This is a genomic window from Clostridium sp. C8-1-8 (assembly GCF_009928445.1).
Lineage (GTDB): Bacteria > Bacillota > Clostridia > Clostridiales > Clostridiaceae > Clostridium_AR.
This window is the reverse complement of record NZ_JAABNO010000004.1, coordinates 262306-285534: the sequence shown is the minus strand read 5'-3', so window position 1 is coordinate 285534 and position 23229 is coordinate 262306. Positions and strand designations below refer to the sequence as shown.

Genomic DNA, 23229 nt, shown 5'->3' with positions numbered 1-23229 from the left:
CTAATACAAAAAAGTGTTTTATGGCGTCAATGTCATTAACTTATGCCCCTATTAATTATAAAGGTGAGAGTGTGACTATAACCTACAATAATAAAGAGGAACAAGTAAGTCTACAACCTATAATGAAACAGACTAAATAACTTATATGTAAATTATGGGATTAAAAATCCATTGGAGGTGATATTATTATTAATTTTATAACCACAAAGAAAGTAATAGATTCATGGGATCCTTTTAAACTTATAGATTTTGTAACTCCAAATGAATATGACCGAGAAATAAAAAGAATAGTTGAGAAAGCTAATAAGATTAATGCTCTTACATCTGAAATACTTGCAAATATAATAATGGATATATTCACCAAAAGCTTTGGTAACGACATTTTTGAAAAACACGAAGCTGAATGCTTAGAAATAGCTCGACAGGTTTTAGAATACCAGAAATAAAATGTTTCTATTAGGCGTAGAATACTATGTATATTAATAAGTACAACTCTCACTTCTAAGTTGTACTTATACAATGTTTTTATATTAACTACTTTTATTATTTATTCTTATTAGCTACCCATTAATATTTACCTTCTTTAATCAAGGTATTATTTATAATTTCCGTTATTCTTTCCACATTATCGTTTATAAAAAAATGATTTCCATCAAAATTATAAACCTTAAAGTCTTTATCTCCATGATCTTTCCAAGCTAGTATCTCCTCTTTAGTTATATCATCTTTTTTTCCATTAAAAATTGAAATGTCGCATTGAATCTTTTCTTTCATTTCTTTATAAATATACTCTTCCAAGATTTTAAAGTCACTTCTAAGAATTGGAGCAAACAAACTAAGTAACTCTTCATTTTTTGCTACCTCTTGCGGAGTGCCACCTAACTTAATTACTTCTTTAATAAACTCTTCATCAGGTAATGTATATATCTGTATTTTCTTTCTTGGTATGCTAGGCGCCTGATATCCTGAAAAAAACATGTGCTTTGGCATATTAAGTTTTTCATTGAATCTCTTGCCTCTACCCTTTAGTTCTATAGGTACTAGCTTTATTGAAGGACTTAGATACCTTTTCCATTTATAATATATGGCTCCTGATCCACCTTCATATGGCAAACAAAATAATCTTATCGAATTGTCCTCCACTTATTCAAGATTAAACCCAGTATATTTATCAATTAGACAGTTTTGATCTAATCTTATTATGTTATTAGATATTTCTTGGCTTATTGAACACACAGCTACCTTATACCCTGAATCAATATCAAACAACTTAAAAGTATGCTGATTATATTCATTATCCTTAATAACTTTAATATCCTTAGACTGATCTATTTGAATGGAAAATGAACTTAAAGGCATTGCTAGCCCATGTCCACAACATTTAATATAACTCTCTTTTAAAGTCCATATTTCATAAAACCTATTTAAACTTAATTTCAACTCTTTACTAACAATATACTCAAACTCTTTTTCTGTAAAAAAGCTTTTAACTATCCCCTCATAATCAATAGGCTTTATCTCTTCAACATCAACGCCTATAGGTTTACCATCAATAGCACACAACACATAGTCTCCAGAATGAGATATGTTAAAGCTAAAGTTAGGATACTCTTCCAAATAAGGTTTGCCATATTGATTTTTATTAAAACTTATATGTTTATTATCAACATTAAAATTTTCAAGAATTATTGTTCTTATCAATATTTCCCCGATTAATGTCCTAACTTTATCTTTTGTATTAATAAATTTCTCAATCCTACACTTCTTCTCTAAATCAATTAACTCACATAGCTCGTCCATTTTTTCTTTACTTAGCTCAGAAATTTTCACCGCATATATTTTCATAAAACACCTTTTTATATTTTTTTCTAGCCTTATCGCATATATTTTATTGTAATTATTAACAATAAATCCATTATAATATAACAATTCCTGTTTTTAAATATTTATACACATATATATTTATAATTAATTGCAAAAAAAAGAGCAGGGTCTCCCCTACATCAAGCCTTATAGAGCTTAAATATAAATAACATAAATAGAGATTAGAATTACTCAAATACTATCCTAGGTCTACTTTTGTTTTTGAGCCTACATTGTTTTCTACAATTTCTTTAAAAACTATAATATCATTTTCATCTTCAAAAAATCTTCTAGGTATTACAACAGCATTGCTTTTAGACACTGTAAATATAAACATATCATTATATTCATTCATATCAGTGAAATCATCCCACTTTACAATTTTGTTACCTCTTTCAGACTTAATCTCTATACCTTTTTCATTTATAATATATGTTTGTTGATATTTTAAAAAAGGATCACTTCTATACGCCCTATCAACTGCAAATCTTGCAGAAATAAGCATACATGCCTCAACAAATAGAGCTCCACAGAAGGCTGTTACAACAATAAAATCCATCTCTTTTAATTTATAAAAGAAACCTCCAGAAATTATTAATAAGAGTATAAACAATAAAACAAATATTACGACGTATTTTATCCTCATACTAAATATACTCAGAGATCTACAATCCTCTAGACTTATCATTCCTCTAACTTCAATACTCTTTTTTGATTCCAACTTACTTCCTCCCTATAAAAACGTTAGAAAAGTATTTTTCATCTATCTTCATATATTAACTCATCTTCCCTTAAATTCATAGCTCTTACCAATGAACTTCTCATTTATTAAAATTGATATTATTATAAATACTGTTTTCCTGTTATTATATAAAGTTCTACCCATTTTTTTGAATCATGTATGAATGTGCATTTTTATTACTTCCTTACTATGATATTTTAGTATTCTTTTTAAAAGTATTAAAGATGCTAAAGTTTTGACAAATCAATTTGTAGTTTCCTCCACTCACTTTCATATAAAATAGCTTCCTTCTCAGGAATATTATATTTCACCCAATCTCTTTCACTCACCTTATTATCTCTTGCTATTACTATCTGTATCCAAATTTTCAAATTCTTCTGCAATAGTCTTATGAAGTCTAGAACTTGTGAAAAATTCTTCTACTAGCTTCATTTCTGAATCACTTATACGATTTTCATAAACCGAAATTATCTCTCTATTTTGTAACTTTAATTCTTCTTTTGATCTTTTTGAACAATTAATATTACTCTTACTTTCTCATTTAAATTTCTAATATATATGTCTATCTTAAAACAAGAACTTTACTAACTAAGTAAAATGTTATTTAGATAAGAAAGGATATATCCAATATTTGAAAGATCAAAAGGTAAGAGCAATAATATAAAGACATGATCGTAGCTCCATATAAATAGAAAATGAGCTTATCAGAGCTAAGTAGCGAATATGGCACTTCAAATTCAAGAATAAGAAACTTGAGATTAAAATCGTTAAACGCCTTTAACAATAGTAACATGCATATTCACTACAGATGATTGGTGAAATCAGAGTTATGAGAAATAAATATCAACACAAAAAGCAAATAAAAATATTGCTTTTATAAAGCTAACGAACTTGCTTACACTAATTATCTATTAGAATAATTATGGTACTTTTTACCCAATTTAGATTTAAATATTATTCTTAATTTTTTCAATGTTTCTTCTTCAATATCATTCTTAGGAACTATGTGAGCTTGCCTATTACTAATATATAAGTAAAACATATCACCAATCTCGTATATCTTATGAAATGAATCATATTTTATAATTGAATTTCCGCTAATTGCTTCAGCTATTAATTCTACTTCAATATATTCTGAAGTAAACCTGTATATGGTTGGATTTTCAATAACCTTTTTAGCAGTCTTATAATAATTTTTTGGTGCAAATATTACTAGATAAGTCATAAGAAATGCTAGAACAAGTAACATTAATAATAAAATAGTATTTATAGCGTCAAATCCGAAAGAAATAATAGAATATAAAGACACTACCCCTCCTATCGAAAATATTATACAAAATATTGCCAAGCGTTGTTTGTATGATTTTCTTCTAAATAAACTAAACAGGAAATACTTTTTAAATATATCATATGTCATAGTACTTTTTACTTCTGCCAGTATTTCTTGATTCATATCCTCCTCTTTACCTTTAGTATCCATGTCAATCCCTCCAAATTTTAATTGCTTATGATAGATGCTACCTCAAAATAATATTATACTTTATAATTATACCATCTCTAACTATAGTACTACTAGTGAAATTAGAAGGTAGTACTCAACAGTAATAGCAACACTCCTACAACAAAAAAGAGCAACACGTCTATGACTTTTCCAATCATAAACGTGTTGCTCTTTTGAACCTGTGACATCAGCTATATAACTAATGTCCCTATTCTCTTTGGTGCGAAAGACGGGACTTGAACCCGTACGATTTCTCACACGCCCCTCAAACGTGCGCGTCTGCCGATTCCGCCACTCTCGCATATATAATATCATGTGCCAACATTTTTATGACACGTGAATATTATATTATAATGTTTTAATTATTTCAATAGGCTGATATGAATTTTTCTTCCAAATGATTTTTAATTCTGCATGGCTAGCAGTGCATTGAGATTGTCAAAAGAGTATACTTCCTTGGTATCCCCATTTCCAAAGGAACCATAGATTTCATTATTCTTATCTACTATTTGAAACTCTAAAAGCTTCTTTATCAGTAAGTCATAGAGTTCCTTGTCCTTGCAGTCTTTTGCTATCATTGCAGCTACGGCATATACTGCTGTAGATCTTATATCTGTGGTATTCTTACCTGTTGCTATATCGTATTTTGCATAAAGCGCACCGTCAGTTATCATCTTTTCCTTTATCCAACTCACCGTTGAGGATACATCTTCACCATTTGCTTTTAGGTATTTCACTGTTAATAAAGATAAAAGTGTATCAGCTTCTTTTTGCTCTATAAATTGTTTTTTACCGTTGTCATAGGTAGTCCTATACAAAGGAAGTTCCTTTGATATGTAGGCTTTATTTATTAGACTTTTTGCTTCATTATATTTGGTTATCCATCTTCTATCCATATTTTTAAGTATATTCATAGTATTAATATCTAGATAGCAAATGGTGGTTGTTGTACTTACTCCATAAGCATCCTTAAAGTCTGCTGGTATATCATCCTTCATATTATTTTTCAGTATGGAGTCTGATATCTTTATCGCATCTTTTCTATATTTAAATTCTTTCCATCTATCATAGCCATATATTAATGCCTTTATTATCCTGAAGTCATCTATTGTAGCAGAGGTTTCTGCCAAAGTGCCATTTTCTAATCTCCAGCCAATGGAATTACTTTTAAGCATCATTTTGTTCATAACAATATCACGATGTTTATTAAAAAGAGCTTTATCCCCCTTCTCAACAGCATAGAGCATGATAAGTCCTTCTGATTCTGAAAGAACTGCATGACCCTTTGTTATATCCTTTAAACTTGGTTGATCCAAATAGTTAGTATATATACCACTGTTTTCCGAGCTTAACTTATTAGTTATAAACTCAAAGGTAATCTGCTCCTCCTTACTTATCTTTGGAACAGTCCATTGCTTATTTAGATGAATAGGAACTATATATCTAAAGTTTTTAAAAACCAAAACTCCAGTAATCACAATTATGATCAAGACTAACCCAAGTATCTTTTTTCTCATGTTTTCCCCCCTTATCCTCTTGTAACTATAAATTTATACCACCTTATTCCAAACAAAGCTTATATTATTTATCAAAGCTTGTCTAGTTATAAAGTGGTATACATTAACATAAAACTTCCATATTATATTTTATACTGTTGTATTCTTAAGCAAACCTCTTCAATTATATCTCATGAAGTTAAGGTGTACTGCAATAGGTACAATTTTTATCAATTACACATAGCTTCTTTAAAAATCATTATATTTATAGTAATAAAAACTCTTATATGTTAGCAAATACTATTTTATCCTAGGGAGTACCCCTTGACTTCAACATAGTTTATTTATATAAGAACTTATATATATTATAGTTTACTTTAACCTTCTTCAAATACTTGTCTGTTTCCTTGAAAGGTATATATTTTAAAGTCTTACCGTCACCGGAATACTTACTATCACTTAGCCACTTATTTACGTTTCCTCGTCCTCCGTTATAGGCGGCTATAACTAAATCCATATTCTTAAACTCATCCCTTAGATTCTTTAGATACCAACAACCCATATTTATATTATAATCTGGATCTAGAAGCTCGGAAGAATCCGAATAGCTTATGTTCATCTCTTTTGCCGCCCACTTTGCAGTACTATCCGTTACCTGCATAAGTCCGTGTGCATCTTTAAAAGAATGAGCATTTGAATTAAAATTACTTTCAGCTCTTATTACCGATAACACTAGCAATGGGTCTAAATCATATTTTACACTGTACTTTTCAATAACACTTTTATACTTATATGGGTAAACAACATTATAAACGCACCATCTACAAACTGACAAAACAACAATAACAATAACAAAAAATACAATGTACTTTCTTAATTTCATAATCTTCTCCTAAATATAGTAGGGCCTTAGTTTTATCTACTATAGATAAGCCACTTCAAATATTCAGTTTATATTTTTAAAGCCTCCCCACAGAATCAAGTTTAGTTAAAAATACTATCCGTATTGAAGGACTATATTCTAAGATAATAGATAAATTAATATTAAAAATATTATTTGTAAAGGCTCAATATTTCTATCATATCATCGACCTGCTCTTTGGTTTTTACTAAGCTTGCGCTATTATCTATTATAAAATTTGCATATTCTTTTTTTCTCTCCAAAGGAAGCTGAGCATTTATTCTATTCAAAGCCTCACTTTGGCTTAGTTTGTCTCTTAATTTTAATCTAGAAATCTGGGCACTGCTATCTGACCAAACTAATATAACAAAGTCCATGTCTTCATTCATATTATTTTCAATCAGTGTTGGAGCGTCTAAAATGACGATTCCAACACCTTTTTTATTGTATGCTTCAAATTGTTCGTTTATTTCCTTTATTATATAAGGCATTATTATATTTTCGTATTTTACTCTTTGCTTAGGAAATCTGAATATATGATTGCCAAACTCTTTTCTTCTAAATTCGCCTCTCCAGTCAAAAAAGCCATCTCCAAAATCGTCTTTTACTCTTAATAGTATCTCTGGATATTTTGAAAGTACATCCTTTGCAATCTTATCTGCATCTATGATACAAAAGCCCGACTCTAGAAGTATCTTAGAAACAGTACTTTTTCCAGTACCTATCCCACCAGTTAAACCAACCTTTATCATAATTTCCTCCTTACTTAGCATCGTACCAGCTTTCACCTATATTAATATCAACTTCAAGTGGAACATTAAGCTTTACAGCACTTTCCATCTCTTCTTTAATTAGCGCTTTAATTTGTTCAAGTTCTTCAGGAACCACATTTATTATAAGTTCATCGTGTACTTGAAGTATTAACTTACTTTTCATGTTCTTTTCTTTCAATTTATTATACACATTGACCATGGCCATCTTTATTATATCCGCTGCACTTCCTTGTATTGGCGCATTCATGGACAGTCTTTCACCTAAGGCCTTAACCATTTTGTTCGAAGAAGTTATCTCAGGTATGAATCTTCTTCTATTCATTATGGTTGTAACATAACCTTCTGCCCCAGCATCTTTAACTATGTTATCCATAAATTCTCTGATCTTAGGGTATCTATCAAAGTATATATCCATATACTCCTTTGCTTCTTTTTTAGTAATGTGTAGATCTTGTGAAAGACTAAAATCACTTATTCCATAAACTATTCCAAAGTTTACCGCCTTTGCTCTGCTTCTCATTAAAGATGTAACTTCATCAATTGGTGTTTTAAACACCTCTGATGCAGTCTTTGTATGAATATCAATGTCATGCTTAAAGGCATCGATCATATTCTCATCATTTGCTATATGAGCCAAAACTCTAAGTTCTATTTGAGAATAGTCTGCTGAAAGAATAACGTCTTTCTCTTCTCTAGGAATAAATACCTTTCTTATCTCTCTACCCATTTCATACTTTATAGGTATATTTTGAAGATTAGGTTCTGTTGAAGATAATCTTCCTGTGGTTGTAACAGTTTGATTAAAGTTAGAATGTATACAACCATCTTCATCTATAACAGCCTTAAGACCTTCAATATAGGTTGAATAAATCTTAGTAAGCTGTCTAAAATAAGTTATCTTATCTATAATTGGATGTTTATCTGATAGTTTTTCTAAAACCTCAGCATTTGTAGAGTATCCTGTCTTTGTCTTCTTAACCACTGGCAGATCAAGCTTTTCAAAAAGTATCTTTCCTAATTGTTTAGGCGAATTAATATTAAATTCTTCCTCTGCAAGCTCATAAATTGTTTTTTGTGTTTCATCTATTTCCTTCTTAAACTTTTCAGAAAGCTCATCTAACATTGATGGATTAACCTTAAAACCATACTCTTCCATAGAGGAAAGTACTAAAGTTAGTGGAAGCTCTACATCATAAAGCAGGTTTTCCATCTTAGCTTCTTCAATCTTAGTCTTAAGGTAAGCATATAACTTTTTCATATGGAAGCAAAGCTTCATGTTTACAGTTTCTACATCACCTTTAGGATCTTCTCCTAAATATTCATTAACTAAGGTTAATATAGGATAATCACCCTTTGAGGAATCTATTAGATAAGCAGCTAATGCAGTATCAAATATAAGTCCCTTCATATCAATATCAAGTTTTCTTAGAGCAGTTAAGAAGTTTTTAACATCATGACTTACCTTCTTTATGTCCTCATTTTCAAAAAATTGTCTTAGTATATCAATTCCCTTATCATTGTTGACGGCATCAAATACGATCTCATAATTCTTTTCTCCATCAGCTATGAATATATCTTTTATTGTTAAAAGAGAATATTTGCTGATGCCTTCCAAATTAAAGGTAAAGTAAACTTCCTTTGCTAAGGACTCTAATGCTGCTTTAAGCTCTTCAACTGAATCTACCTTCTTAAAGTCTACTTCACTATCAGCACCAGACTTTTCTTCACCTTCAGCCTCTGGAATCTTATCAAGCAGTGTCTTCATTTGAAGTTTGAAGAAAAGCTTTCTAAGCCCTTCTCTATCAAAGTTCTCATTAGATCTTATCTCATCTAGATCAAACTCTATTGGAACCTCTGTGTTGATAGTAGCAAGTCTCTTAGAGAATATGGCTTGCTCGCTGTATTGTATTAGGTTTTCTTTAACCTTTTTACCGCTTATCTCTTCAACATGTTCTAATACACCTTCTACACTTCCATAGGTTTGAATCAGCTTATAAGCAGTCTTTTCACCTATTCCAGGTACACCAGGGATATTATCTGATTGATCTCCCATAAGACCTTTAACATCTATGAATTGAGTTGGAGTTACTCCCATCTCTTCGATCATTCTGGTTCTTGTATATATCTCTTTTTCAGTTATTCCTTTTTTAGTTATAACAACATTAATATTATCTGAAGCAAGCTGAAGCGCATCTCTATCTCCAGTAACTATGTATACCTCTATGTCATTACTTTCAGCAAACTTAGCCAAACTTCCTATAAGGTCATCAGCCTCATAACCATCCATCTCGTAGATGCTTATGCTGAATAAATTAAGCATTTCTTTTACAATAGGAAATTGTGCTGCAAGTTCTGGAGGCATCTTTTTTCTTCCCGCCTTGTAATCTTGATACTCAAGATGTCTAAAGGTTGGAGCTTTTCTATCAAAAGTAGAAACTATATAGTCAGGTTTAAGCTCTTCTTTCATCTTTATAAGCATATTAGTAAAGCCATAAACTGCATTGGTATAAACACCTTCATTAGTGGATAAAAGCGGAATAGCATAGAAAGCTCTGTTAAGCAAACTATTACCATCCAATATCAATAAACGTTTCATAAATACTCCTCCAAATTTGTCTCATGTTCCATGTTCATATTTTATCTAAATCCAAGTAATTTTTCATTATCATATAGATGTACCACTTCATAATAAAACTTAGACTTCGGATTGAAGTGTTACATCCTTAATATCTTTATTGACTAAAATCTATAAGTATATTCCATGGTGTAAGTTAAAGTTTTATTATATATAAATCATTTAGCTACTTAATCAATGTTCAAAAGTATTTACAGCTTCACTATTAATAACCTAGACAATCTTTAAAAGATTCTTTCAATGCAACTGTGAGCTATTTATAAACATTCCTTAAAATATGAAACACTAATTTTAACATTAAAGATTTAATCTAAAACTCTACTTATTTATTATAATATAAACCCTATTTCTTTCCAACCACACTAAGCCAAATACTTAGTAAATGAAAGCATATTCAATGTATGTAGAATAAAATATAAATATCTTTTAATATATCTACAAATATTATTCCTTATAATGATTTTTCTCATAATAATTTTATTAATTCATGTTTTGCATTAATTTCTCAAGAATTAGTAAAAATTTATTAAGAAACGATTTAACTTATTACTATGATTTGGTAAAATCTTATATAAAGTACTTTTTACAAGAGAGGTGTTCATATGAAAGATGAATTATTAAGAAAATATGCTGAGCTTGCAGTAAAGACTGGTGTTAACATACAAAAAGATCAATTGCTAGTTATAAGCTCTCCAATAGAATGTGCTCCATTTACTAGATTAGCTGCTGAAATAGCTTACGAAGTAGGAGCAAAGGATGTAATTATCCAATGGAATGACGAGATATCAAATAAAATAAGATATTTAAAAGCTCCTGAAGAAACCTTTGATACCATACCACAATGGTTAGCAGATGCTAGAATATGTCCAGCTAGAGAAGGCGCTGCTTTCTTGAGCATATCTGCTTCTGATCCAGAGCTATTAAAAGATGTAGATCCAAAGAGAATTGGTAGAAATCAAAAAGCTTCTCAAATAGCATTAAAGGAATTCAGCGAAAGACTTATGAGCAATAGAAACTCTTGGTCTATAGTTTCTATTCCAACTGTAGGTTGGGCTACAAAGGTTTTCCCAAATAATACTGCTGAAGAAGCTGTAGAACTTTTATGGGAGCAGATATTTAAGGTTGTAAGAGTTGACAGTGAAGATCCAGTGGCTGCATGGGATAAGCATAAGGCTACCTTAAAAGAAAAGATGACTTTCCTTAATTCCAAAAACTTCAAAACTCTTCAATACACAAATGCAAAAGGTACTGACTTAACTATAGAGCTTCCAGAAGGTCATATCTGGGCAGGTGGTGCAGACTATACCAATGATGGTGTAGAATTTATAGCAAACATGCCTACAGAAGAAGTTTTCACCCTTCCAAAGAAAACAGGAGTAAATGGTATAGTTTATAGTTCAAAACCATTAAACTATGGTGGTAACTTAATCGATGACTTCTCAATAACCTTTGAAAATGGAAGAATAGTTAGCTTTACTGCTGCTAAAGGCTACGATGTTTTAAAGAGCATAGTTGAAACAGATGAAGGTTCACACTATTTAGGAGAAGTAGCTTTAGTACCTTATGACTCTCCTATATCAAATTCAGGTGTTATATTCTTCAACACTCTTTATGATGAAAATGCGTCTTGCCACTTAGCAATTGGTGCTTCTTATTCTATAAACATGAAGGATGGAGAAAACCTAGGTGAAGAAGAGCTTGAAAAAAGAGGAGCTAATCAATCCTTAACTCATATAGACTTCATGGTTGGTACTGAAGATCTTAACATTATAGGTACTACAAATGAAGGCGAAGTAATACAAATATTCAAGTCAGGTAACTGGGCTTTCTAAAGTTTAGCGATGTATAAAGATGGTTTCCCCATTCTTTATGCATCGCTTTTTTACTGTCTAGTAAAGTATATTTTTGTGTTAGTGACAACTAGTAATATCAATGGTTCAGAACACCTATCTAGGGTAAGCAGTATAAATAATTATGGTGACCACAAGATTTTCCTCCTGTACATTAGAAAAACCATATTAATAAGAAAAGTAAATTTGCTTGAAATTAAACAAGTTAAAAAGTAAAATTCTTAAATTCTTATGATTATATACTTATAAAATCAAAACTTTATATATTCATATAATTATATAAATATATAGTCCTAGTTGGGGTTAGCAGTTTTTTATTGTTTTACCCAGTAATAGCTGCAGTCTTTCTTCCTATCAAAAAAGCCATATTCTATAAGGCATCTTCTTATAGTAGCATAGTCATCAAATATTCTCATTAAAACCTCATTAACTTCTTTTTCAGTATACTTTTTATCTCTAGAAAAATTAGTTACTATTTGAGATAGTACTGCAAGTTTTTTCTTCTCCTTTGATGGAAATACCTTAAGGGCACCATTGTCATCAAAGTAATTCTTCAACACCTCTCTCCGTTCTTCTTCAGTTATATTATAGCGATCATCTAAAGTTGTTGCTGATAAATGTGCATTCACAAATTTTGACATTTCCTTATCCTCTACCTCCTGTGAATTATTTTTCATTAAATCTAAAATAGCTAGAAGGGCTTTAGCTTGAAGCTCTTTTTCCTTAAGCTTAAATCTATAACTTCTCACTGTAGACGCTGACAAGCCCATATTAGTTCCAATTTCTTTATCGTTAAGCCCCTGATGACTGAACTTTATAAATTCCTTCATGTTGTCACTTAAGCCAGTTATTTTCTTATTTCTATCTATAAGAAAATCAAACATGTCGCCATGAACCTCATTTATATGCTTTTCACAGCTTTTCTCTGCATCGTAAAATTCTTCTCCTATTTTGTATACTCTTCCCTTTTCAAAGATACTTTCACAAATCAAGCATTTGTAGTGCTTATTTTTTTCATCATAAAAGTACCCTTTCTCAATTATGTCTAGGCTAAAATCAAACAAATAATCTTTTTCCATATAATCACCTCACTAACATTATATGCAATGACAAATATATTATCAACATATTTTTAATAAGTTTATATATTAATAAACAAATTGTAACTTAGTTTAAAATATAATTTCTTCACCATCTTAATTACGCATATTTATAGATATCCTTCTAAAAAGATAAACTACTTCAATCCTTGACTTAAAATAATATTTTCCAGGAAGCTACGAAGCTTTATCTTCATAAATTTTACTTTTAAACAGCATAAATATAGATGTACAGCTTCCATACAAAATCCACTTTTTAAAGGCTGTTTTTACGGTGGTAACTATAAAGCTTATCCACGCCTTGTGTATATTGAAGGAAAATACTATTTATGCTACACTTTTATTCATAAAACCCTTAAGTCAAAGCTTTGTGCAAAAGTATTCATTACGAGCATATTACAGGGCTTTATTATTTTTTTGTAAATTAAACATCTTTAGGAGGATATAATGATTAAAATAAATAAAATACATCATATCGCTATAATCTGTTCTGATTATAAAAAATCAAAAGATTTCTATGTAAATAAACTTGGATTTACTGTAGAAAGAGAAATATATAGAAAAGAAAGAGATTCTTATAAACTTGATTTAAATGTTAATGGAGTTTATCAGATAGAATTGTTCTCTTTTCCAAACTGTCCTGAAAGGCCTAGCTATCCTGAAGCTAGAGGGTTAAGACATCTTTCCTTTGAGGTAGATGACATAAATGAAGCTGTTCGTGAATTAAACGAAAAGGCTATTATAACTGAACCTATAAGAATAGATGAGCTTACCAAAAAGAAGTTTACTTTCTTCGAAGACCCTGATCATCTTCCTTTGGAGATATACGAGAAATAAGAACAATGAAAAATTCACTGAAACTACTTCAGTGAATTTTTATTAGTTATATAACTTTTTTTAAAAGCCTCTGTATAGAAATATTATTTAAAAGTTCTTATTTAAGAAATGTTATGAAGCTAGCTACTAGATAATTAAATGACTCTTTGCACAAGTTAATTGAAGCGTAGGATGACAAACCACTTAATTTTATTTAACAAAAAAATTTTAATATTCTACAATATCTTATATCTCTACTTAAGCAACTGCTTAATCCTATTATTTATATCTTGAATATTGTACTGCTGAGGGCCTTGCTGCCCTAATTTATATTTTTCTTTAAGCTTTAATATTCTATAGACCTTGTCATCAATTTGCTCTTCGGTTAATTCTTTATTCTTAACTGCATTTCTTATTGAATCTAGAACAGTCTTCTCTTTATTAAAATCATGACAAACCAAAACTATATCACTACCTGCTTTTAGTGAGGTCACCGCTGCTTTGTTTATATCATAGTTTAAGGTAATTGCACCCATAGTCATATCATCGGTTATAATAACGCCATTGAAGCCTAATTCCTTCCTAAGTAAATCAGTTATTACATTCTTAGATAATGAAGCTGGGTACTGACTGTCTAACTTGGGCAATAATATATGAGCTACCATTACCATATCAGCCCCATTATCTATGGCCTTTTTAAATGGTATCAGCTCAAAGTTTCTAAGCCTGGTCAGATCATTATTAACTAAAGGAAGCCCTTTATGAGAATCTACAGAAGTATCTCCATGTCCTGGAAAATGCTTTACTGCAGATATTATTCCTTTAGACTGAATGCCCTTCATGGTTGATAGCCCAAGCCTTGATACTAAATCAGCATTATTTCCAAATGCTCTATCTCCTATTATAGGATTTTTAGGGTTGCTATTAATATCTAGAACTGGTGCAAAGTCAAGATTTAGTCCTAAAGAACCTACTTCATCACCTAAAACTTCTCCTACTTTATTAGAAAGAACTTCGTTATTCTTCTTTCCAATATATCCACTGCTAGGTAGCTTTAAGTACTCACTAGGAATTCTCGAAACTCTTCCACCTTCTTCGTCAACAGCTAAAAATAAAGGAACTGCATTTTCATTATAATGGTTCATAGCTTCAACCAAACTCAAAGTTTGGCTACGACTAGTTATATTTTCTTTAAAAAATATCACTCCACCAACATGGTAATTCTGTATAAGTTCTTTAATATTATCGTTCATCTCTGTGCCATCAAAGCCTATAATGGCAAGCTGTCCTATCTTCTCTTCTAAAGTTAATGACTTTACTTTTTCCTTTATCGGATCTTTTTCCACTACAGGTGGAACGGTACTTTCACCTGTATCATTAGAATTTTTATTTTCATCAGCTTTAGTACTATTGAAAGAAGCATCATTTATATGCAGCTTTCCTCCAGCAATTAGAAAACCAGCTGCAAAAGCTATGATAATAAACACTATGGACAATGATATTATTAAGAACTTACGCATACTACACCACCATTCTTAAAGTTTTTCCCTCCTACTCGAGGATTCTTTAAAGATTTTTACTAGCTTCTCTTTATCATTATTGACCAAGGATTTTTTTATATCCTCAAGCTTCTCTTGAAAAACTTCAATGGTGCTTATTAAATTCTCTCTATTGGATAAAAAAAGTTCACTCCATAACTCTTCATTTATATTGGCAATTCTAGTGAGATCTCTATAGCTATCACCTATAAGCTCTCCTGTTGGATATCTGCCATCATCGCTATTTACCAATGCTACTGCCATAGCATGTGGTAGCTGGGAAGTGTATGCAACTATCTTATCATGCTCATAAGGATTTACCTTTTTAACATTAGAAAACCCTATTGAATATGCTAGTTTTTCAACAGCATTAATACTCTCAGTCTTATTTCCATGATGAGGAGTTATTATATAATTTGCCCCCTTAAATACTTCTGCTGATGCAAAATCAATTCCCTTTTTTTCTCTTCCAGCCATGGGATGTCCAAATACAAAATCAATATTTTCTCCAACTGACTCTAGGATATCATCCACCATTATCCCTTTTACTCCAGTAGCATCTGTAATTATGGCCCCTGGTTTAAAATATTGCTTATTGCTGTTTACAAAATTCAGTACAGACATTGGATATATACAAAGAATTACTAAGTCAGATAGCTCTAAAGGTTCTTTTCCGTCCAAATATCCTTTTTTTATTATTCCAAGCTCTTCTGCCTTATTCAAAGTACTAATATCATTATCTATACCATAGACCTGATGTTCCTCTAAAGGCTTTAATGCTTTAGCAAAGGAACCGCCTATTACACCTAGCCCCACTATAGTTATATTCATAATTCTCCCCCAAAGTTCTACTTTATAAAGTTATTTATTTATAAGTTTACTTAGCTCCTCATATAGTTCCTCGCCAATATCATAAGATAGCTCTCTTTCAAGCCATATTTCCTCTGCTTTTATCCCCTGAGCTATAAGCATGTAAAGCCCATCTACGGTCTTCTTTCCTAAGGCTTTTGCTCTCTTTAAAAGCTCTGTTTCCAAAGGATTATACACTATATCTACAACTGTATTACACTTTTGTATTACAGTATCTCCTATAGGTGAAAAACCTACCTTAGGATACATTCCTACTGGCGTTGTATTTATTATTACTTCTATATCCTTTAATTGTTCTAGTTCTGAATAGCTAAGGCAACTATATTCAGGGTATTTATTTAAAGCCGCTTCCTTATCTCTAGAAACTATATATATCTTTCCAGCTTTTTTATCCTTAATATACTGCACTACAGCTTTTGAAGCTCCTCCAGTTCCAAGCACTGCAAAAGTCCTGCCTTCTACCTGCACTTCATTTCTTATAAGAAGCTCTCCAAAGCCGAAGTAATCAGTATTATAACCTATGGTCTTATCTTGTTCTATTTTTATAGTGTTTATTGCTCCTATACCTTTTGCTTCTTCTGATATAACATCAAGCTGATCCATAAGTATTTCTTTATAAGGTATGGTTACATTTACTCCTTTTATACCTAAAACCTTTAAAGCTTGCACAGCCATTCCTATATTCTCAGGCTTTATTTCATATAAGGAAAAGCTTGCGTTCAAATTAAGTTTTTCAAATACTTTCTTGTGAATTTGTGGCGAAAGACTATGCCCTAGTCTCTCACCTATTAACCCCAATGCATTCATTTTTCCACCCCTACAAACTATACTTTCTTTAAGCTTTTAATTACACTCCAGTTCCCTTTTATACACTCCTAAAAGTTTAAAATAGGAAGTATTTTTTTCGCAGAGCTCTAATAAGTCTTTTACCACTACATCTTTTATATTTCCCTCGAAATCTATATAGAAGAAATATCTCCAAGGCTCTTTTGCTATAGGCCTAGACTCAATCTTAGTCATGTTCAGATTGTTTACTGAAAACCACTTTAAAGCATTGAATAAAGCTCCAGCCTTATTTTCAACTGCAAAAACTAAGGATATCTTATTATTTTCTATTCTATTTATAATGTTCTTTCCTACTACAATGAACCTGGTAAAGTTATCTTTTTCGTTACTTATGCCTTCTTTAATTATAGAAAGGTTGAATATATCTGCCGCTCTCTTAGAAGCTATAGCTGCTTTTTCTTTTACGCCAGCTTTGCTTACACGCTCAGCACTTATGGCTGTATTTAGATCTGGTACGGCATTTACACCTTCTAAGCTGTTTAAATATCCACTACACTGCTCTATTCCTTGAGGGTGAGAATATATTTCTTTCAAATCCTCTTCCTTTGCTCCATTTACCCCTAACAGATGATGTTCTATCTTTAAGCACTTTTCACCTACAATATAAAAACCATACTTTCGTAAAAGATCATAAACCTCCTTAACTGCACCTGTGGAAGAATTTTCAATAGGCAAAACCCCAAAATCAATTTCATCCTTAGCTAAGGCCTTGAACACATCTTCAAATCTTTCATAGTTTGAAGTATTGTGTCTTATACCAAAGAACTGAAGTAGTGCTTCTTCTGAGTAAGAGCCATTAACCCCTGGATAGCCTAATCTTAAGTTTTCTTCTTTATAGAAAGGTTTTTCTTCATTAATAGAAGCTTTAGCTATATCATTTTTAGAAAGCTCTAGTGACTGATATTCCTTGCTTATATCCATCATTGACAATAAAAACTCTTTTACAAAAGGTTTTAAGTCTTCCTCTTCAACTAAAGCAACATTTTTTTCTATCACTTGATTTTCTCTGTTTCCATTAAAGATAGGAACGTTGTTTTTCTTCTTATATTCTGCTACCTTTGTTACAACCTTCATTCTTTCTTCAAATAACTCCACTATCTTCTTATCTATGTCATCTATAGACTTTCTATAACCTTCTATATCATTCATTAAAATTCCCCTTCCATTAAGTCAAGTAATGCCAAAGCAGCAATTGCCTCAATAACCACTACGGCTCTAGTTACGATACAAGGATCATGTCTTCCTTCAATTTGAAGCTTAGTATCTTCTTTTTTATCTATGTCTACTGTATCTTGATACTTTATTATTGAAGCTGTTGGTTTAATGGCTACATTGAAAAGTACTGGCATTCCATTGGTAAGTCCACCTAAAATTCCACCATTATTATTAGTTTTTGTAGCTATTTTTTCCCCTTCATAGTAGTAAGAATCGTTGGCTTCAGAACCTTTAAGCTTTGAGAGTTCAAAGCCTTTTCCAAACTCTATACCTTTAACTGCTGGAACTGAAAAGGCTAGATGGGCTATGGTACTCTCAAGAGAATCAAAGAACGGATCACCAACTCCTACTTCTACGCCAGTTATAGCACACTGTATCACTCCTCCTACGGAGTCTCCTTCCATCTTTGCAGAAAGAATTCTGTGCTCCATAAGAGCTTTTTTATCGTCATCTATTAATGGGAGATCTTTTTCTTTTAAAGTATCTAGAACAGTACTATCAATATATATAGGATTAAATTCTTCATCTTCAATGTCTGCAATGGATTTTATATGGGCACCTATGTTAATGCCCTTTTCTTTTAGAATTGATTTTGCTATAGCTCCTGCAAATACTAAAGGAGCTGTTATTCTGCCGGAGAAGTGTCCTCCTCCTCTGTAATCATTAAAACCTTTATACTTAACTGAGGCTGGATAATCTGAATGGCTTGGTCTCATAACATCTTTCAGTTTGCTGTAATCTTTAGATCTGGTATCGTTGTTTCTTATTATTCCGCAAAGTGGTGCTCCTGTTGTCTTACCATTAAATACTCCACTGAGTATCTCAACTCTATCCTCTTCTTTTCTAGCTGTTGCAAGGTTGCTTCTTCCTGGAGCTCTTCTTTGCATTTCTTTATAAATTTCTTCTTCATCTATAGCTTTTCCAACTGGAAGTCCGCTAATGTTTATACCTATAGCTCCTCCATGTGACTCTCCAAAAATAGATAGCTTTATATTACTGCCCCACACTCCACTCATTTAACTCACCCCCTAATGATTTATAGTCTTGCCAAAAGCCTGGGTATGACTTTTTTACACATTGTGGATTGTTTATTATAACTTTTTCTTTACAGCAGGTTGCCGCTATGGCTAAACTCATTGCTATACGGTGATCCTCAAAGGAGCTAACCTCTCCCCCCTTAAGACTTTCAACCCCTTCTATAACCATGTAATCTTCGCCTTCTCGTACCTTTGCGCCTAATTTATTTAATTCTGAGGCTATGGCACTCAATCTATCGCATTCTTTTATTCTTAACCTGCCGGCATTTATTATATTTGTAGTACCTTTTGCTAGTGCAGCTGCTACCGCTACCACTGGAATTATATCTGGGCACTGCGCTGCATCAACAGTGATTCCTACTAATTCTTCCACCTTTAGTGAAACTTTATCCTCTGAAACACTAATATTAGCTCCCATTCTATTTAGGATAGCTAATATCTCTTTGTCTCCTTGAAGACTTTCAAGATTCAGCTTTGACAGCTCTACTTCATTACCTAGACAGCTAGCGACCAAATAAAAGGCAGACTGAGAAAAATCACCTTCCACTTCATATTTAGTAGCCTTGTAGAAACTATTTCCTTTAATTACAAACTCTTTATAATCATTATTTACAATATCTATCCCAAACTTCTTTAGCATGTCTAAGGTAAGGTCTATATAACCTTTAGATTCTAAGTTAGTTGTTATTACAATCCTTGAATCACCATTAAGAAGTGGTAAGGTAAACAATAATCCACTTATAAATTGAGAGCTTACATCTCCTCTTACATGAAATTCTCCACTGTTTAAGCTTCCATTAATCTTTAATTCAAGAATTCCTTCCTTATTATAATACTCTATGCCCTGTTCTTCGAAAATCTCGTAATAAGGCTTTAGTGGTCTTTTACCTAGATTCCCTTTTCCAACAAAGGTTACTTTGTTATGTTCTACAAGAAATAAAGGAACTATAAATCTTAAGGTAGATCCAGATTCATTGCAGTCAACTATGGCATTGTCCTTAGCCTTCAAGTCTCCACCTGTTACCTTAACCCAAGTATCACCTTTTTCGTAATGAGCACCTAGGTTTGCTATAGCTCCTAGGGTAGCTATGATGTCATCAGAAAAATCAACATTGGTGATCAAGCTCTCTCCCTTAGCTAGTGCTGCACATATAATAGCTCTATGAGCCATGCTCTTAGATGGCGGAATGTTTATATTCCCAATTAGCTTTTTGGGCTTTATCTCAACTTTTTTCATTCTCTCTCCTCCAAATCTAAGTCTTCAAATATATCTAAGGTTGTTTTATATATCTCACTTTTACCTATTTCACTTATCAATATAATATTTAAACTGCCGTTTAAATTTTTCTTATCTAGCTTTATTGTGTCCACCAATTCTTTTATTTTTAAATTGTTAACCTTCCAAGGTAGATTATACTTTGCTAAAATATTCTTAATATTTCTATTAGTACCTATCTCAGTAAGGCCTTTAGCTTCTCCAAGCTTAGTTATATAGTACATTCCTATAGCTACTGCTTCTCCGTGAGTATAAGCTTCATAATTATAATACTTTTCGATAGCATGGCCTAAAGTGTGTCCGAAGTTTAAAAGCATCCTATCCCCTTTATCTTTTTCATCCTTTTCTACGAACTGTCTTTTAATATCCACACACCTATAAATAACATTTTCTATCTCTGCCATAAGCTCTTCTTTGTTATTAAAACTTATGAGTTCATCAAATAAATCTTTATCACTAATGGCACCGTATTTTATAACCTCTGCTAACCCATCAAAGAAAAATCTTTCAGATAAAGTAGCTAAAACCTCTGGATCTATTATTACTTGTTTAGGATGATAAAAACTTCCTACTAGATTCTTTCCTTTTTCTAGATCTACTGCAACTTTTCCTCCAACTGATGAATCCACCTGTGCTAAAAGTGAAGTAGGTATTTGTACAAAGTCTATTCCCCTGAGATAAGTTGAAGCTACGAAACCTGCTAGGTCTCCTATAACTCCTCCCCCTAAGGCTACTATCAAGTCACTTCTCGTTAAGTTAAAGTCCGATAAGCTGTTGTATATATATATAAGACTCTCAAAGCCTTTTGTCTTTTCCCCCGGTTCAAGTATTATCTGTCCCACAGAAAAGCCTTCTTTTTCTAAAGAGTTACGAACAGTGCTTCCATAATGTTCATGCACATTCTTATCTGTTATTACTACTATTTTTTCCCCTTTAAATACCTTCTTTATCTGCTGTCCGCTTTTAGCTATACTTCCCTTTTCTATGATAATTTCGTATGAATTGTTCGTTAGATTAACCTTTAAATTCATGATAATCTCCCTTAATTATATACATATTTATTCTACGCTTAATAACATTGTTGAAATTAAGTGGCTATGAAGGAGATGATTAATCACTTAATTTCAACATAGTATTCTAACATCTCTCTTATTTAATCTCTCTACCTACAGCAGTAGCTATATTTTTAAGGTCTTTTACTAGGTTTTCGAATACTTCAGGTTTTATTGACTGCTGTCCATCACATAACGCATTTGCAGGATCATTATGAACTTCTATTATAAGTCCATCTGCTCCAACTGCAACTGCAGCCTTTGACAATGGTTCTACCATCCACCACATTCCAGCAGCATGACTTGGGTCAACAATAACTGGAAGATGACTTAGCTTCTTTATAGCAGGTATAGCACTCAAATCTAAAGTGTTTCTTGTGTAGGTTTCAAAGGTTCTTATTCCTCTTTCACAAAGTATCACCTTTTCATTACCTCCAGCCATTATATATTCAGCTGACATTAGAAGCTCTTCAATTGTTGCTGATAAACCTCTTTTTAGTAATATAGGCTTATCTATCTTGCCAAGTTCCTTTAACAAATCGAAGTTTTGCATATTTCTAGCTCCAACTTGTATCACATCTACATCTCTCGCAAATCTATCAAGCTGGCTAGTGGACATTATTTCTGTAACTATAGGAAGTCCTGTATTCTTTCTTGCAACCTGTAGTAAATCAAGTCCATCCATTCCAAGTCCTTGGAAGCTGTAAGGCGAAGTCCTTGGCTTGAAAGCTCCTCCTCTTAGTAGTTTAGCCCCAGACTCTTTAACGTTTTTCGCTATCTCTGTTATCTGCGTTTCACTTTCTACAGAACATGGTCCTGCAATTAAACATATATTTTTCCCACCTATTTCTGCATCCCCAATCTTTATAACTGAATCTTCGGGATGGAATAGTCTATTAGCTTTTTTATAAGGTTCTTGTACATGCATAACTTTCTCCACATTTCTATTAGCTTCAATTTTTGTTGGATCAATCTTTGTGGTATCTCCAATAAGTCCTATGATACTCTTTTCTGACCCTTCCGATAAATGAACATGAACCCCAAGTTTTTCAAGCTCAACAACTAGTTTTTGTACCTCTTCTTTTGGTGTTTTGTGTTTTAAAATAATAATCATAATATAGCCCCTTTCAAAATTAATATATATTTTATATAAAATTAGTAAACTTGATATAATGAACATGTTATTAATAAATTAAAAGTTACTCATATTAAATATGAACCACAGATAATAAAAGATTTGATTACAGCATTCTTTAAGTTTTCTAAGGATACTTATCCAAAGTTTTATCAGTGTTATAAATTCATATAAGAGTAAAAAAGTCTCTGAAGTGATCTTCTTCAGTGAGTTTTTTGCGCATCTGCCTTTCCGAATGCATATGAGGAAAATCTGGCAGGCGAATAAGTTTTCTTTTTTACTGTTTACCATAAATAGCCTTTTCTAGCTATTTATATCGCTAGGTTTAAACTAGTATTTTTTTTATATTCTCCTAAACAGTAAAAAAAATAAGGCCCACTAATGAGCCTTAAGATTTACCGAATTATGACATTTCCACCTTAGAATGTATTAAGCTAACTCATTAGAGATTTCTTTATTCGATTGCAGAACAAGTAACCAGCGTTATAAAAATAACCCCAGCTAAAAAAGTAAAAAAAGCTATTAACTTGTTCTAATCTAACTCTAATATTGTTTAGCATAATTACCTCCATTGGTATTTTAA

The 23229-nt window shown here is 31.8% G+C and carries 19 protein-coding genes and 1 tRNA gene; 2 read left to right on the top strand and 18 right to left on the bottom strand.

Features of this window, described 5'->3' with window-relative positions; genetic code table 11:
* Positions 1-567: 567 nt before the first annotated feature.
* The 9 genes from GXK57_RS06775 to polA all read right to left on the bottom strand — a co-directional run bounded on the left by GXK57_RS06775 (position 568) and on the right by polA (position 9872).
* On the bottom strand, positions 568-1113 hold the full coding sequence (locus tag GXK57_RS06775; RefSeq protein ID WP_243156380.1) for a thioesterase domain-containing protein: 546 nt from the start codon (positions 1111-1113) through the stop codon (positions 568-570).
* 30 nt (positions 1114-1143) lie between these two features.
* Positions 1144-1845 (bottom strand): 4'-phosphopantetheinyl transferase superfamily protein, encoded by a 702-nt coding sequence (locus GXK57_RS06770; protein WP_160673398.1) that lies wholly within the window; start codon positions 1843-1845, stop codon positions 1144-1146.
* Positions 1846-2062: 217 nt separating this feature from the next.
* Positions 2063-2584: a YcxB family protein gene (locus GXK57_RS06765; protein WP_160673395.1), complete on the bottom strand. Its 522-nt coding sequence runs from the start codon at positions 2582-2584 to the stop codon at positions 2063-2065.
* A gap of 925 nt (positions 2585-3509) precedes the next feature.
* Positions 3510-4085 (bottom strand): YcxB family protein, encoded by a 576-nt coding sequence (locus GXK57_RS06760; RefSeq protein ID WP_160673392.1) that lies wholly within the window; start codon positions 4083-4085, stop codon positions 3510-3512.
* Between the two features lie 239 nt (positions 4086-4324).
* Positions 4325-4407: transfer RNA gene (locus tag GXK57_RS06755), tRNA-Leu, on the bottom strand.
* Between the two features lie 103 nt (positions 4408-4510).
* Positions 4511-5623, bottom strand: a complete 1113-nt coding sequence (locus GXK57_RS06750; protein ID WP_160673389.1) for a glycosyl hydrolase family 8 — start codon at positions 5621-5623, stop codon at positions 4511-4513.
* Positions 5624-5942: 319 nt separating this feature from the next.
* Positions 5943-6485: a lytic transglycosylase domain-containing protein gene (locus GXK57_RS06745; protein ID WP_160673386.1), complete on the bottom strand. Its 543-nt coding sequence runs from the start codon at positions 6483-6485 to the stop codon at positions 5943-5945.
* A 170-nt stretch (positions 6486-6655) separates the two neighbouring features.
* Positions 6656-7255, bottom strand: coding sequence for a dephospho-CoA kinase (coaE, locus tag GXK57_RS06740; protein ID WP_160673383.1), 600 nt, complete (start codon positions 7253-7255; stop codon positions 6656-6658).
* A 10-nt stretch (positions 7256-7265) separates the two neighbouring features.
* On the bottom strand, positions 7266-9872 hold the full coding sequence (gene polA / locus GXK57_RS06735) for a DNA polymerase I (protein ID WP_160673380.1): 2607 nt from the start codon (positions 9870-9872) through the stop codon (positions 7266-7268).
* A 641-nt stretch (positions 9873-10513) separates the two neighbouring features.
* On the opposite strand from polA, the gene GXK57_RS06730 reads away from it, so the two are divergent.
* Positions 10514-11743 (top strand): aminopeptidase, encoded by a 1230-nt coding sequence (locus tag GXK57_RS06730; RefSeq protein ID WP_160673377.1) that lies wholly within the window; start codon positions 10514-10516, stop codon positions 11741-11743.
* A 332-nt stretch (positions 11744-12075) separates the two neighbouring features.
* Here GXK57_RS06730 and GXK57_RS06725 read toward each other — a convergent pair whose 3' ends face one another.
* Entirely contained in the window at positions 12076-12840 is a 765-nt protein-coding gene (locus GXK57_RS06725) for a DUF2087 domain-containing protein (RefSeq protein ID WP_160673374.1), read from the bottom strand.
* A gap of 471 nt (positions 12841-13311) precedes the next feature.
* Between GXK57_RS06725 and GXK57_RS06720 the strand changes: the two genes are divergently transcribed.
* A complete protein-coding gene (locus GXK57_RS06720; protein ID WP_160673509.1) occupies positions 13312-13698 on the top strand; it encodes a VOC family protein in 387 nt (128 codons plus the stop codon).
* Between the two features lie 233 nt (positions 13699-13931).
* On the opposite strand, the gene nagZ is transcribed toward GXK57_RS06720, so the two are convergent.
* The 8 genes from nagZ to aroF all read right to left on the bottom strand — a co-directional run bounded on the left by nagZ (position 13932) and on the right by aroF (position 22625).
* Positions 13932-15197 (bottom strand): beta-N-acetylhexosaminidase, encoded by a 1266-nt coding sequence (nagZ, locus tag GXK57_RS06715; protein WP_160673371.1) that lies wholly within the window; start codon positions 15195-15197, stop codon positions 13932-13934.
* Between the two features lie 15 nt (positions 15198-15212).
* Positions 15213-16046: a prephenate dehydrogenase gene (locus tag GXK57_RS06710; protein WP_160673368.1), complete on the bottom strand. Its 834-nt coding sequence runs from the start codon at positions 16044-16046 to the stop codon at positions 15213-15215.
* A gap of 30 nt (positions 16047-16076) precedes the next feature.
* A complete protein-coding gene (gene aroE, locus GXK57_RS06705; protein WP_160673365.1) occupies positions 16077-16892 on the bottom strand; it encodes a shikimate dehydrogenase in 816 nt (271 codons plus the stop codon).
* Between the two features lie 36 nt (positions 16893-16928).
* Entirely contained in the window at positions 16929-18080 is a 1152-nt protein-coding gene (gene pheA / locus GXK57_RS06700; protein ID WP_160673362.1) for a prephenate dehydratase, read from the bottom strand.
* Complete coding sequence (aroC, locus tag GXK57_RS06695) at positions 18080-19162, bottom strand: chorismate synthase (protein ID WP_160673359.1); 1083 nt, start codon at positions 19160-19162, stop codon at positions 18080-18082. The genes pheA and aroC overlap by 1 nt, the downstream gene beginning before the upstream one ends.
* A complete protein-coding gene (gene aroA / locus GXK57_RS06690) occupies positions 19140-20420 on the bottom strand; it encodes a 3-phosphoshikimate 1-carboxyvinyltransferase (RefSeq protein WP_160673356.1) in 1281 nt (426 codons plus the stop codon). Before aroA ends, aroC begins: the two co-directional genes overlap by 23 nt.
* Positions 20417-21493, bottom strand: a complete 1077-nt coding sequence (aroB, locus tag GXK57_RS06685) for a 3-dehydroquinate synthase (protein WP_202127688.1) — start codon at positions 21491-21493, stop codon at positions 20417-20419. Before aroB ends, aroA begins: the two co-directional genes overlap by 4 nt.
* Positions 21494-21608: 115 nt before the next feature.
* A complete protein-coding gene (gene aroF / locus GXK57_RS06680) occupies positions 21609-22625 on the bottom strand; it encodes a 3-deoxy-7-phosphoheptulonate synthase (RefSeq protein ID WP_160673350.1) in 1017 nt (338 codons plus the stop codon).
* Between the last annotated feature and the right edge of the window lie 604 nt (positions 22626-23229).

What these genes read in the sequence shown, in the direction of transcription:
- polA (WP_160673380.1), bottom strand. Translation starts at nt 9,872, where the DNA reads ATGAAACGTTTATTGATATTGGATGGTAATAGTTTGCTTAACAGAGCT.
- nagZ (WP_160673371.1), bottom strand. Translation starts at nt 15,197, where the DNA reads ATGCGTAAGTTCTTAATAATATCATTGTCCATAGTGTTTATTATCATA.
- coaE (WP_160673383.1), bottom strand. Translation starts at nt 7,255, where the DNA reads ATGATAAAGGTTGGTTTAACTGGTGGGATAGGTACTGGAAAAAGTACT.
- GXK57_RS06745 (WP_160673386.1), bottom strand. Translation starts at nt 6,485, where the DNA reads ATGAAATTAAGAAAGTACATTGTATTTTTTGTTATTGTTATTGTTGTT.
- aroA (WP_160673356.1), bottom strand. Translation starts at nt 20,420, where the DNA reads ATGAAAAAAGTTGAGATAAAGCCCAAAAAGCTAATTGGGAATATAAAC.
- GXK57_RS06725 (WP_160673374.1), bottom strand. Translation starts at nt 12,840, where the DNA reads ATGGAAAAAGATTATTTGTTTGATTTTAGCCTAGACATAATTGAGAAA.
- aroF (WP_160673350.1), bottom strand. Translation starts at nt 22,625, where the DNA reads ATGATTATTATTTTAAAACACAAAACACCAAAAGAAGAGGTACAAAAA.
- GXK57_RS06770 (WP_160673398.1), bottom strand. Translation starts at nt 1,845, where the DNA reads ATGAAAATATATGCGGTGAAAATTTCTGAGCTAAGTAAAGAAAAAATG.
- pheA (WP_160673362.1), bottom strand. Translation starts at nt 18,080, where the DNA reads ATGAATGATATAGAAGGTTATAGAAAGTCTATAGATGACATAGATAAG.
- GXK57_RS06710 (WP_160673368.1), bottom strand. Translation starts at nt 16,046, where the DNA reads ATGAATATAACTATAGTGGGGCTAGGTGTAATAGGCGGTTCCTTTGCT.
- GXK57_RS06730 (WP_160673377.1), top strand. Translation starts at nt 10,514, where the DNA reads ATGAAAGATGAATTATTAAGAAAATATGCTGAGCTTGCAGTAAAGACT.
- aroC (WP_160673359.1), bottom strand. Translation starts at nt 19,162, where the DNA reads ATGAGTGGAGTGTGGGGCAGTAATATAAAGCTATCTATTTTTGGAGAG.
- GXK57_RS06750 (WP_160673389.1), bottom strand. Translation starts at nt 5,623, where the DNA reads ATGAGAAAAAAGATACTTGGGTTAGTCTTGATCATAATTGTGATTACT.
- aroE (WP_160673365.1), bottom strand. Translation starts at nt 16,892, where the DNA reads ATGAATGCATTGGGGTTAATAGGTGAGAGACTAGGGCATAGTCTTTCG.
- GXK57_RS06760 (WP_160673392.1), bottom strand. Translation starts at nt 4,085, where the DNA reads ATGGATACTAAAGGTAAAGAGGAGGATATGAATCAAGAAATACTGGCA.